The organism is Micromonospora sp. NPDC050187 (genome assembly GCF_044459745.1).
Taxonomy (GTDB): domain Bacteria; phylum Actinomycetota; class Actinomycetes; order Mycobacteriales; family Micromonosporaceae; genus Micromonospora.
On record NZ_JBITJH010000004.1, the window covers coordinates 230,985 to 243,116 of the forward strand.

7 protein-coding genes and 1 pseudogene are annotated in these 12,132 nt (G+C 72.3%); 1 reads left to right on the forward strand and 7 read right to left on the reverse strand.

What is annotated here, in order from left to right; genetic code table 11:
- Positions 1-80 precede the first annotated feature (80 nt).
- Positions 81-227 (forward strand): annotated as a pseudogene (locus ACIBJE_RS08930) (helix-turn-helix domain-containing protein); the annotation flags it as partial.
- Between the two features lie 439 nt (positions 228-666).
- Here ACIBJE_RS08930 and ACIBJE_RS08935 read toward each other — a convergent pair.
- The 7 genes from ACIBJE_RS08935 to uxaC form a co-directional block, all read right to left on the reverse strand.
- Positions 667-3,195 (reverse strand): polysaccharide lyase family 1 protein, encoded by a 2,529-nt coding sequence (locus ACIBJE_RS08935; RefSeq protein ID WP_396745201.1) that lies wholly within the window; start codon positions 3,193-3,195, stop codon positions 667-669.
- 146 nt (positions 3,196-3,341) lie between these two features.
- Positions 3,342-4,967, reverse strand: coding sequence for a family 16 glycoside hydrolase (locus tag ACIBJE_RS08940; RefSeq protein WP_396745204.1), 1,626 nt, complete (start codon positions 4,965-4,967; stop codon positions 3,342-3,344).
- Between the two features lie 119 nt (positions 4,968-5,086).
- Positions 5,087-6,439, reverse strand: a complete 1,353-nt coding sequence (locus ACIBJE_RS08945) for a polysaccharide lyase family 1 protein (RefSeq protein WP_396745207.1) — start codon at positions 6,437-6,439, stop codon at positions 5,087-5,089.
- 253 nt (positions 6,440-6,692) lie between these two features.
- Entirely contained in the window at positions 6,693-7,901 is a 1,209-nt protein-coding gene (locus ACIBJE_RS08950; protein WP_396745210.1) for a Gfo/Idh/MocA family protein, read from the reverse strand.
- Positions 7,898-9,382 carry a mannitol dehydrogenase family protein gene (locus ACIBJE_RS08955; protein WP_396745213.1) on the reverse strand — a complete coding sequence of 495 codons (1,485 nt, stop codon included), beginning with the start codon at positions 9,380-9,382 and terminating at the stop codon, positions 7,898-7,900. Before ACIBJE_RS08955 ends, ACIBJE_RS08950 begins: the two co-directional genes overlap by 4 nt.
- On the reverse strand, positions 9,379-10,683 hold the full coding sequence (locus tag ACIBJE_RS08960) for an enolase C-terminal domain-like protein (RefSeq protein WP_396745216.1): 1,305 nt from the start codon (positions 10,681-10,683) through the stop codon (positions 9,379-9,381). The genes ACIBJE_RS08955 and ACIBJE_RS08960 overlap by 4 nt, the downstream gene beginning before the upstream one ends.
- Positions 10,680-12,107, reverse strand: a complete 1,428-nt coding sequence (uxaC, locus tag ACIBJE_RS08965; protein ID WP_396745219.1) for a glucuronate isomerase — start codon at positions 12,105-12,107, stop codon at positions 10,680-10,682. Before uxaC ends, ACIBJE_RS08960 begins: the two co-directional genes overlap by 4 nt.
- Between the last annotated feature and the right edge of the window lie 25 nt (positions 12,108-12,132).

The following is a 12,132-nucleotide window of genomic DNA, read 5'->3' on the forward strand; positions in this document are numbered from 1 at the left end:
GGTGTGGCGTCCGATGTGGCGACCCGTCGGGGTAGAGGCCGGCGGAGCCGCCGCCCAGTCCGCTACCTGGGAGCAGCGTCATGTCGCACGTCGATCCGCGCTTCGGCGCGCACCTGCGAGCTCTCCGTACCGCTCATGGTCTGTCCCTGCGTGCGCTGGGTCAGCTCGCCCACCGAGGCAAGAGCCACCTTCACGATCTGGAGACCGGGGCGAAGGGGGCCACTGTCGCCTGGCCCGCATCGAGGCAGCCGTCGATGACATGGCCGCCCGGGGCGGGCGCGGGTGGCGAAGTCGGTGGCACTGGCCGCCGCGTACCGCATCGCCCCGCTGGTGAGCGAGTTCGGCGACCCGGCCGACCTGTCCCTGTGCGGGGCCCTGCTGGTGCAGGCCGCCCTGGGGGCTGCCCGGGACGGGGACGACCGCGCCGTTCCTGTCTCTGGCCCGGATCCGCCACCGGCTGGTCCTCACCGCCCGAGCGATCCTCCGCGACCACCGACCCGAACCTGACGGACGGTGCCCGATCTGCCGAACCGCAGACTGCCCGGGGGTCGTGCGCGTTCTCCGTCTCCGGGACCCAGGCGCGCGACGACCGGGGTCACCGGCGAGCGACTCGCCGGTGACCCCGGTGGTGGGGTGGGGGACGGGAGACACCACCCCACCGTCACCTCAGACGGTGATCCGTCCGGCGCCCGCGCCGGCCGTGACCGACGCCTTGACCCCGGTGGCGTTCTCCACGGCGTACGGGTACGGGATGGCCGCGACGTCTCCGGCGCTCTCCGGCGTGCCGGAGTTGACGAAGTGGTTGTTGCGCTGGACCAGGTCACCCGGGCCCGAGTCGGCGTAGCCCACGGCGGTCGGCCGGGTCACGTTCTCGAAGTAGTTCCCCTCGACCAGCACGCCGGCCCCCATGGTGGAGGCGACGCCGTAGTCCGCGCCGTTGTAGTAGTTGTTGAACACGTGCACCGGGTCGCCGAAGCGCACCCGGGGGTGGCGCTCCTTGCTCCCGTCGAACCAGTTGTGGTGGTAGGTCACCCGCAGGTGGCCCCGGTCGGCGGTGTGCCCGTCGTCGTGGCCGAGCAGCATGCTCTTGGTGTGGTTCATGACCCGGTTCCACGAGACGGTGACGAAGTCGGACTCCCGCTTCACGTCGACCGCGCCGTCGTAGCCGCCGTCGAAGGTGTTGTGGTCGACCCAGACGTTCGTCGAGCCCTGGACGTTGATCGCGTCGTCGTCCCAGCCCCGGAAGGTGAGGTTGCGGATGATGACGTTGCGGGCTCCGCTGACGTTGAAACCGTTGTCGACGACGGCGTTGCCGACCCCGAGCACGGTCTTGTTCGACCGGACGTCGTTCATCGTGTCCGGCATGGTGAGCGAGCCCTGCACCCGGATGATCAGCGGGGACGACGACTCCAGCGCGTCGGCCAGGGCCTGGCCGCTGGTGACCGTCACCGTCTGGCCGCCGGCCCCGCCGGTGGTCCCGCCGTTCTGGGTGGCCCAGCCGACCAGGTCACCGGTGGGCGGGTTGGTCGGCGGCGGCGTGGTGGCCGGAGGAGTGGTCGCCGGGGGAGTGGTCGGCGGGGTGGTGGTGGGCGGGGTGCCGGGCAGCCCGACCCTGCCCACGCCGGCCTGGGCGGTGACCACGGCCTTCTGGTCGCAGGCCGTGCCGACGGTGTACTGGTACGGCGGGTTGCCGACGCTGCCACCGGTCTGGCCGGAGCCGGAGTTGACCAGGCAGTTGTTCCGGGCGACCAGTCGCCCGTCGCCGGAGGAGCCCTCGCCCAGGTGGTACGGGTCGTCGACGTTCTCGAAGTGGTTGCCCTCGACGATGACCCCGGCGTCCTCGGTGGAGGCGACGCCGTAGTTGCCGGTGTTCAGGTAGTAGTTGTTGTAGATGTGCACCTGGTCGCCGAAGCGGACCCGGGGGTTGCGCTGGTTGGTGTTGTCGAAGAAATTGTGGTGGTAGGTGACCTTGAGCCGGCCGACGTCCTGGGCGGCGTTGCCGTCGTCGTGGCCGAGCAGCATGTTCTTGTCGGTGCCGTCGGCGTGGTTGTAGGAGATCGTCACGTACGACGAGCCCCGCTTGACGTCGACGCCGCCGTCGGCCCCGGTGGTCCAGGTGTTGTGGTCGATCCAGATGTGGTGGGAGAACATCTGCACGTTGATCGCGTCGTCCGCCCAGTTCCGGAAGTTCAGGTTCCGGACGATCACGTTGTGCACGGCGTTGGCCGGCGGCGAGGTGATCGCGTTGTCGATCGGCAGGCCGATGTTGAGACCGCCGCCGGTGAAGCCGGAGTTCGCCCCGACGCCGACGATGGTCTTGTCCGAGGTGACCTCGTGCATCGGGCCGGGGAGGGCGATCATCCCGTTGACCTGGATGATCTTCGGTCCGGCCGAGGCCGCCTCGGTGATGAACTGGCTGGCGCTGGTCACCGTGACGGTCGGGCCGCCGGCCCCACCGGTGGTGCCGTTCTGGCCCCAGGCGTCCACCGACGCCCAGCCGTCGGCGACGTTCGTGCCCGGGTTGCCGGTCGGGCCGGGGGTCGGCGTGGTGGGCGTCGGGCTCGGGGTGCCCCCGCCCGAGGTGACCTGCACGGTGTCGAACTCGGCGCTGGAGTAGAAGGTCGCCAGGCCGATCCGGCCGCTGGCGTACCGGCTGTCCGACGCCTCGGTGAGCAGGTTGCCGTTGACGTACCCCTTGAGGGAGCTGCCGGCCACGTCGAGCCGCAGGGTGTAGGTGGTGCCGGCGGAGACCGGGACGCTGGCGGTGTCCAGGGTGGTGGACGAGCCACCGGCCAGGCTCTTCAGCTCGACGGTGTTGTTGCTGCGCAGCGCCAGGTAGTAGTAGCTGGTGCTGCTCTGCGCCCGGGCCAGCAGCGCGACGAAGCGGTTGCTGCCGTTGAACGCGGTGGGCTTCACCGTGGCCTGCACCGAGTAGTCGGTCCAGCTCGACGTGCCGGCCAGCGACCGGGCGTCGCTGCTGGTGCCGGTCTGCCGGTAGGTCTGCGAGGCCACCGACCAGCTCCCGCCGGAGGGGGTCCAGCCGGAGGAGTTGCCGTCGGCGAAGTCGTCGGAGAAGAGCGTGTCGGCGTAGGCGGTGGCACCCATGCCGAGGGCGAGCGTGACCGCGCCGAGCGCGGACCCGATCGCGAGCAGGAGACCGCGGCGTCGTCTGCGCCGCGTGTCGGTCCGGTTCACGGAACCTCCCAGTGGTGGTGTGGTCGCCCGAAACGGGCTATTCATCGATCAAGATCGATGTCTTGGGGGCGGGTCGGCCCCGGTTCGGTGGATCGCCGGGGCGGTGCGGTGGGGACGGTTGCGCCGGGACGGGCGCGCCCCGGAGCCTAGAAGTTGATCTTTCCGGTGCCGGCACCGGCCATGACCACCGACTTCACGCTGGCCGGGTCGGTGAGCTGGTACGGGTAGAAGGTGCGCGGCTCGGTGACCGTGCCTCCGGAGTCACCCGGCTCGCTGGTGCCGGACAGGACGTTGTCCCGGGCCACCAGGCGACCCCGGGAGCCGGAGTAGCTGATCGACCAGGGCACCTCGACGTCCTCGAAGTGGTTGCCCTCGACCACGCAGCCCGAGTTGAGCTGGCAGGCCACTCCGACGTCGGTGTTGTAGACGAAGTAGTTGTTGAACACGTGCACCGGGTCACCGAAGCGCACCCGGGGGTTGCGCTGCGGGGTCCGGTCGTACCAGTTGTGGTGGTAGGTGACCCGGAGGTGACCGGTGTCCTGCGCGCCGTTGTTGTCGTCGTGGCCGAGCAGCATGTTCTTCGTGTGGTGGTGCGTGTGGTTCCACGACACCGTCACGTACGACGACCCGCGCTTGATGTCGATCAGCCCGTCGTAGCCGTTCGACAGGTCGTTGTGGTCGATCCAGATGTGGTGGGAGAACATCTGCACGTTGATCGCGTCGTCGACGGTGTTCCGGAAGTTCAGGTTCCGGATGATCACGTTGTGCACGGCGTTCGCCGGTGGGGTGGTGACGTTGCTGACCGGCAGACCGATGTTGAGGCCGCCGCCGGTGATCCCCGAGTTCGCGCCGACCCCGATGATGGTCTTGTCCGAGGTGACGTCGTGCATCGGGCCGGGCAGGGCGATCATCCCGCTCACCTTGACGGTCAACGGTCCGGGCGTGGCGATCGCGGTGAGCAGTTCGCTGGCGGTGTCGACGGTGACGGTCGGCCCACCCGCCCCACCGGTGGTGCCGTTCTGCCCGAGGGCGTTGACCGAGGCGAAGCCGACCGGTGGCGCCCCCGGGTCGATCGGCGGCTCGGTGGGTGGCAGGGTCGGCGTCGGCCCGCCGGTCGGGTTACCGGTCGGCGGGGCCCCGGTGGCGGTCGCCACCTCGACGTCGTCGAAGGTCGCGCTGGCGTACGAGGTGGCCAGCCCGGCCCGGCCGGCGGCGAACGCGGCGTCGGTGGCCTGCACCAGCAGCGCGCCGTTGACGTAGCCGCGCAGCGAGCTGCCGACCGCCTCCAGGCGCAGCGTGGCCCAGGAGCCGACGGTCACCCCGGCGGTGGCCGAGCCGAGCACCACCGGGTCGCCGCCGGCGCGCTTCACCAGCTGCACCCCGCCGCTGGCGGTGGCCACCAGGGCGTAGTAGCTGCTGCTGCTCTGCGCCCGCGCGACCACCCCGACGTGCCGGGCGGAGGTGGCGAACGCGGTCGGCTTGACCCGGGCCTGCACCCCGTAGTCGGTCCAGCTGGTCTGGCCGGTCAGGACACGGGCGTCGCTGCTGGTACCGGACTGCCGGAACGCCAGCGAGCCGTCGGTGACCACCGACCAGCTGCCGCCCGAGCGCGACCAGCCGTTGGCGTCACCGTCCTCGAAGGTGTCGGTGAGCAGTGTGTCCGCCCACGCCGACGAGGTGGTGACCAGCACCGTGCCGGCGACCAGGGCGCCGGCCGCCAACGCCGTGGCGAGACGTCCGGCCGGGCGGCCCCGGATCGGGAGTCGGTTCATCGGAACCTCCTGTGGTGGTAGGGGTGCGGGGTTGCGGTGGGCCGCCGCGTGAGCGCGGACGTGGCGGCCCACCCTCCCCGGGCGGTGCGTGGGGACGGGACACGCACCGCCCGTGGCTTCTACAGCGGCAGCCGGTCCGCGCCGGCCAGCGCGCCGACCACGATCGGGACCACCGGGGCCGGCAGCGGGCCAGCGGTGCGCAGCGTCGGCGTCCAGCCCGCCTCGGTGCCCAGGTCGGGATCGTGGGTGGCGTTGTACGCCGCCACCAGGTCGACCGGGCGGGGCAGCGACCGGTGGGCGTGCACCCAGTTGCCGCGTGCGGTGATCGCGGTGCCGCCCCAGTCGTAGAGCAGGTCCTCGGCGGCGATCCCCGCGCCGAGGGTGAAGTGGTTGTTCTCCGCGTACACCGCGGACTGCACGCCGACGCCGATCGCGTAGTCGAAGCCTGCGCCGAGGCGGTACCAGTTGTTGTAGATGTCTACCTGGCCGAAGCGGACCCGGGGCAGCCGCTGGACCACCTGGTCGAAGAGGTTGTGGTGCAGGGTCACCTTGAGTCGGCCGACGTCCGGGCCGACCGTGTTCGACGAGCCGATCAGCATCAGCTTGTCCCGGCCGGTGAACCGGTTGTACGAGGCGGTGACCAGGCTGGCGGTGTGGGTGACGTCCAGCGACCCGTCGTGCACCTGGTACGGCCGGCCGAAGTGGACCGGCTGGGCGCTGTCCGGGTTGTCGCCGTCGGTGAACGTGTTGTGGTCGATCCACACGTTCTCGCTGCGGCGTACCGAGATCTGGTCGTACTGGGAGTTCCAGTTGCCGGCCGAGCCGTCCGTCGGCGACCAGGCCGGGAAGCAGTCCCGGGCGTCGTCGAAGGTCAGGTTCCGGACGATGACGTTGCTGGCCGTGTCGATCATCAGGGTCAGCCCGGTCAGCCGTGCCCCGCGCATCCCGACGATGGTGGTGTTCGGGCCGACGTTGATCTGCGTGTACCGGGTCTGGTTGGTCACCGAGCGCACCCGGGCGGCCTCCAGGGGCCCGGTCGGCGGCACCATGCCCCACACCGCCGGGTCGTACGCGGCCAGGTAGGCCGGGAACGAGTACTCCGGGTCGGCCAGGTCGGTGCAGTCGAGCAGGCTGCCGTCGGGTCCCTCGAAGCCGTCGACGACACCGTCGACGACGATCACCTTGGGGGTGGCGTTGGCCCGGTTGGTGGCGTTGTCCCCGCCGAGCGCGTGGATCAGGTCGGCGCGGCTGCGGACCAGGTGCACCTGGTCGGCGGTGGCGGCCGAGCCGCCGGTGGTGCCGGGGCCGGCGGCGGCCCAACCGTCACCGGCCGACAGGGTCTGGCGCGCGAACCGCTCCACGTGCCGGGGGACGGATCCGTCGTCGCTCCCCGGTGCGGCGGTGACCGCCGCACCGGGGACGAGGAGCAGGGAAAGGGCGACCAGGGCCGCCCCGGTTATGCGAAGACGCATGGGACTCTCCGAAGTGGTCTGTCGTGCGGCGGACTCCGCATCCGAAGCGGAATACCGATGAGTCGACAGTAAGGAAAATCACTAAAGAGAGTCAATGAATACAATATGCAGCTATTTTGCAGTTAATTGTGGCAGGCGGTATTCGCCCGACCGTTCGTCGTCGGGAACGTGGAGGTCACGCCCACTTTTCGGGGAACGCTGTCACCCCTCGTTTGCAGTGGTTCTCCGGTGGCCCCGCTCCGGGCCGTCCGCGTCAACCGACCTCCCTCTCCGCCAGCGTGGTCCGCGCCGGCGGAACCGCCCACGGCACCGCCAGCTCCGACAGGAGCGCACCCGTCTCGGCCGCCTTGCGGAGCACCCCGTTCACCCCACGGATGGTGACCACCCGGTCCGGTCCCGCCCCGGTGGTGGTGACCAGGTCGCCGTCGAGCAACGTCGGCTCGGGCGCGTGTTGGATCACCTCCAGCACGGCGGTGAAGGGCGCGGTCCGGGCCAGTGGCGCGATCAGCGGCGTGCCGGTCGCCCGGTGGTCGAGCAGGTTCTCCAACAACCCGACCCGGCCGGGCACCGTACGCGGTTCGGGGTCACCGGGCAGCAGCAGCCGGTCCGTCGGGTACTCCAGCACCGCCCGGCCGGCGGTGCCCTCCACCAGCACCTCGCCCCGGACGAACTCCTCCCCGGCCAGGGTCACCGCCGCCACGACGGGCGGCGCGCCCCGGAACTCCACCCGCATCGCGGCCGTGTCGTCCACCTCGATCGGGCGCACCCGGTACCGCTCCAGTTCCACCACGGTCGGCGTCACCGGCCGCCCGGCGATCGCCTCGGCCACCGCCAGGCACTGCATCCACGCGTGCGCGATCGGGTTGGCCAGCACCCCGTCCAGCACCGGCCGGCCGTCGAGCGTCCGCCGGCCGGCCCACGGCGCGCGGGTGTAGTAGCCGTCCGGGCGCTGCCAGGCCGCCACGGTGGAGATGCCGAGGACGGTGCCCAGCCGCCCCTCGGTCACCGCCGTGACCAGCTCGCCCAGCGCGGCCGACCCGAGCGCCTGGAACCCGACCTGGCAGGCCCGGCCGGTCTCGTCGAGCACCGCGCCCAACGCGTCGTGCTCGGCCAGGGAGAGCACCGGTGGCTTCTCCAACAGGACGTCCGCCCCGGCGGTCAGCACGTCCCGGGCGATCGGCAGGTGGGTGTGCGGGGGCGTGCAGATCACCACCGCGTCCGGCCGGGTCGCACGCAGCATCTCCCGGTGGTCGGTGAACACGTCCGTGCCGTCGGGTACCGGCGCGTCCGGGTCCGGCTCCACCGGGCGGACGTCGACCAGGGCGACCAGCCGCAGCCGGCCCGCCGCGTGCAGCGGCGCGATCACCCGTCGGTGCCACCGGCCGTGCCCGTTCGCGCCGACCACCGCGACCCGGGGAACCTGGCCGCCCACCGTGGACACCGGGCGGTCCGCAGCGGTCACGCCGCACCCGCCAGCGTCGCCCCCACCCCGTGCCGGTCCAGGTCGGTCAGCCAACCGGTGACCGCGGTCCGGACCTCCTCGTCGCCGCCCAGCTCGGCCGGGAACACCTCGGTCAGCCCGAACAGCGCCTCGGCCACCCCGGCGGGGGTGTCCGGGTGCGCGGCGAGGGCGGCCCGGATCCGGTCGGCCAGGGGGTCGTCCAGCGGCAGCACCGTACCGTCGTCGGCCCGGCCCCGGACGAACCGCATCCAGGCGGCCACCACGAGTGTCGCCCAGCGGGCGTCCCGGCCGGCCGCGCGCAGGTCGGCGATGGTGTGCAGGACGCGTTGCGGCAGCTTCTGCGACCCGTCCATCGCCACCTGGATGGTGCGGTGCCGGATCGCCGGGTTGGCGAACCGGGCGAGCACCTGGTCGCCGTAGTCGACCACGGAGACCCCGTCCGGCGGGGTGAAGCTCGCCGCGACGTCCTCGGCGACCAGCCGCCGCAGCACGGTCTCCAGGTGCGGCAGGGCCAGCGCGTCGGCGATCGTCTCCCGCCCGGCCAGCGCGCCGAGGTACGCGGCGGCCGAGTGCACCCCGTTGAGCGCGCGCAGCTTCAGCCGCTCCCACGATCCGGCGTCGTCGGTGAGCACCGCCCCGGCCGCGCCCCAGTCCGGCCGGCCGCCCGGGAAGACGTCCTCGATCACCCACTGCCGGTACGGCTCGGCCGCGACCGCCGCGAGGTCGGCCACGCCCAGTGCCCGGCGCGCATCGGCGAGGGTCTGCTCGGTGCTGGCCGGCACGATCCGGTCCACCATCGTGCCCGGGAACGTGACGCAGGTCGTCACCCAGGCGGTCACCCGGTCCGGCACCCGGGCGTACGCCAGCGACTGCTCGACCAGGCCGCGCAACCGGTGCCCGTTGGCGGGCAGGTTGTCGCAGCTGACCAGGGCGATCGGCCCGGCGTCGGCGGCGGCGCGGGCGAGCAGTCCACGCACCAGCAGCCCCGGCACGGTCCCCGGTGGCCGGTCGGTCGTCAGGTCGGCGACCACCTCCGGGTCCGGGCGCAGCCGCCCGCTCACCGGGTCGAGCTGGTACGCCTTCTCCGTCACGGTGAGCGTGACCACCCGGACGCGCGGGTCGGCCAGCAGGGCGACCACCGCCGCCGGGTCGCCCGCCGCGTGTCGTACCCCGGCGAGCGCGCCGACCACCTGGGTGTGGCTGCCCTCGGCGGAGGTGGTGGTCACGCTGAACAGCCCGTCCTGCGCGGCGAGGGTGCTGACCAGTCCGGTGCTGCGCGGGGCGACGCCGACGATGCCCCAGTCGCCGCCGGACCGGGCCACCGCCGCCTCGGTGTAGACCGCCTGATGGGCGCGGTGGAACGCGCCGAGCCCCAGGTGGACGATGCCGACCCCGACCGTGCCGGGCCGCACCAGCGGCCGGCTCGCCTCGGGCAGCCGGCGCAGGGTGCCCAGGCCGAGCTGGGCCGTGCCCGGGGTCATCGCCACACCGGGCCGTCCGGGAAGCGGAACTCGGCGATCGACGCCGGCTTCATCGTGGCGCTGTAGCCGGGTTCGGTGGGCAGCAGGTAGCGCCCCTCGCGGGTGCGGACCGGGTCGACGAAGTGCTCGTGCAGGTGGTCGACGTACTCGACCATCCGGCCGTCGAGGCTGGTGCCGACCCGCAGGTAGTCGAAGATCGCCAGGTGCTGGACGTACTCGCAGAGCCCGACCCCGCCGGAGTGCGGGCAGATCGGCACGCCGAACTTCGCGGCCATCAGGATCTCGGCGAGCACCTCGTTGACCCCGCCCACCCGGCAGGAGTCGATCTGCATCACGCCGATCGCCTCGGCCTGGAGCAGCTGCTTGAAGATCACCCGGTTGGCGGCCACCTCGCCGGTGGCGACCCGGCACCGGCCGCCGGTCAGCTCGGTCACCGCGCGGGCGATCCGGGCGTGGCCGAGGATGTCGTCGGCGTGCGTCGGCTCCTCGATCCAGTACGGGTCGACCTCGGCCAGGGCGGTCATGTTGGTGATCGCCTCGTCGACGTCCCAGACCTGGTTGGCGTCCATCATCAGCAGCGCGTCCGGACCGATCTCCGCGCGGATGATCCGGGCCCGGCGCAGGTCGTCGGCGGGCGGGCCGCCGACCTTCATCTTCATCGCCCGCCAGCCGGCCGCGTACGCCTCGCGGGTCAGCGCCCGCACCTTGTCGTCCGGGTAGCCCAGCCAGCCGACCGAGGTGGTGTACGACGGGAAGCCGTCCCGCTCCAGCAGGGCGACCCGGTCGGCCATCCCGTCGCGGCCCTTGTCCAGGATGGTGGCCGCCTCGTCCGGGGTGAGCGCGTCGGTGATGTGGTGGAAGTCGACGCTCGCGACCAGTTCCTCGGTCGACATCTCGGCGAGGAACCGCCACATCGGCTTGCCGGCGAGTTTGGCCCGCAGGTCCCACACCGCGTTGACCACCGCGCCGGTGGCCATGTGGATCACGCCCTTCTCCGGGCCGAGCCAGCGCAGCTGCACGTCGGCGCTGAGCGACCGCCAGAACGTCACCTGGTCGGCGGCGATCTCCTCGACGGTCCTGCCCTCGACGTGGTGCGCCAGCGCGCGTACCGCCGCGCAGGTGATCTCGTTGCCCCGGCCGTTGGTGAAGGTGAAACCGGCCCCGGTGACCCCGGCGTCGGTGCGCAGCTCCACGTAGGTGGCCGAGTAGTCGCCCTTGTTGATCGCGTCCGAGCCGTCGCCGGTGCGCGCGGTGGGGAACCGCACGTCGTGCACGTCGACGCCGGTGATGGTGACGGTCATGCCTGAACCCCGATCTTGAAGACCTTCTTCGGCAGCCGGTACGCCAGGTCGACGATGGTCTCGGCCGCCTCGTCCTCGGCCAGCCGGTGCTCGGCGACCAACCGGGCCAGGAAGGCCGCGTCGACCCGACGGGCCACGTCGTGGCGTACCGGGATGGAACAGAACGCGCGGGTGTCGTCGACGAACCCGGCGGTGTTGTAGAAGCCGGCCGACTCGGTCACCGACTCGCGGAACCGACGCAGCACCTCGGGGGAGTCCAGGAACCACCAGGGCGCGCCGAGGTAGAGGGCGGCGTACCCGCCGGCGAGCGGGGCCAGTTCCCGGCTGAAGGTGTACTCGTCCAGGGTGTAGACCACCACGGTCAGCCGGGGGTCGTTGCCGTACGCGTCCAGCAGCGGGGTCAGCGCGTGCAGGTACTCGGTGGCCTGCGGGATGTCACCGCCGACGTCCCGCCCGTGGGTGGCGTACAGCCACTTGTTGTGGTTGCGCACCGAGCCCGGGTGCAGCTGCATGACCAGGCCGTCGTCCAGCGACATCCGGGCGAACTCCACCAGCATGTGGGCCCGGAACGCCTCCGCGTCGGCCGCGTCGGCCTGCCCGCGCCGGCCCCGGTCGTACAGTGCCGCCGCCTCCGACTCGCTGAGGTCGAGCGTCAGGGCGGTGGGGTGGCCGTGGTCCGAGGAGGTGGCCCCGGCGGCGATGAAGGCCGCCCGCCGCTGCCGCAGGGCGCGCAGGAACCCGGCGTACGTGCCGGTGTCCTCCCCGGAGACCTCGGCGAGCTGGTCGACGTTGGCCGACCAGTTGTCGAACTCCATGTCCACCACGTTGTCCGGGCGGAACGTGGTGATCACCCGGCCGCCCGGCCCGCCCCAGCCGTCGGCGGCGAGCTTGGCGTGGCGGCCCAGGTCGTCCAGGGGCGACTCGGTGGTGGCGAGCACCTCGATGCCGAACCGCTCGAACAGGGCGCGGGGGCGGAACTCCGGCCGGGTCAGCTTGGCGGCGACCGCGTCGTAGACCTCGTCGGCGGTGGCCGGGGAGAGGGTCGTGTGCACGTCGAAGACCTCGCGGAGGGTCTGCTCCAGCCAGAGCCGGGACGGGGTGCCCCGGAACAGGTGCCAGTGGTCGACGAAGCGCCGCCAGATCGACCGGCCGTCGCTCTCCACCGGGCTGCCGTCGACCGTCGGAACGCCCAGCTCGGCCGGGCGGACCCCCTGGCTGAGCAGCATCCGGGTGAGGTAGTGGTCCGGGACGATCAGCAGTCGCGCCGGGTCGGGGAACGGCTGGTCGTCGGCGAGCAGCGCCGGGTCGACGTGCCCGTGCGGCGAGATGATCGGCTGTCGCGCCGCCAGGGCGTACAGCTCCCGGGCCAGGGCGCGTTGCCCCGGCTCGGCGGGGAAGAGCAGGTCGGTGCGGTTCGTCGGCACGGGTGTCGCTCCTCGGGCGTTCGGC

Excerpts from the sequence above, each read along its gene's own strand:
- ACIBJE_RS08940 (WP_396745204.1), bottom strand. The coding sequence starts at position 4,967 with ATGAACCGACTCCCGATCCGGGGCCGCCCGGCCGGACGTCTCGCCACG.
- ACIBJE_RS08945 (WP_396745207.1), bottom strand. The coding sequence starts at position 6,439 with ATGCGTCTTCGCATAACCGGGGCGGCCCTGGTCGCCCTTTCCCTGCTC.
- ACIBJE_RS08955 (WP_396745213.1), bottom strand. The coding sequence starts at position 9,382 with ATGACCCCGGGCACGGCCCAGCTCGGCCTGGGCACCCTGCGCCGGCTG.
- ACIBJE_RS08960 (WP_396745216.1), bottom strand. The coding sequence starts at position 10,683 with ATGACCGTCACCATCACCGGCGTCGACGTGCACGACGTGCGGTTCCCC.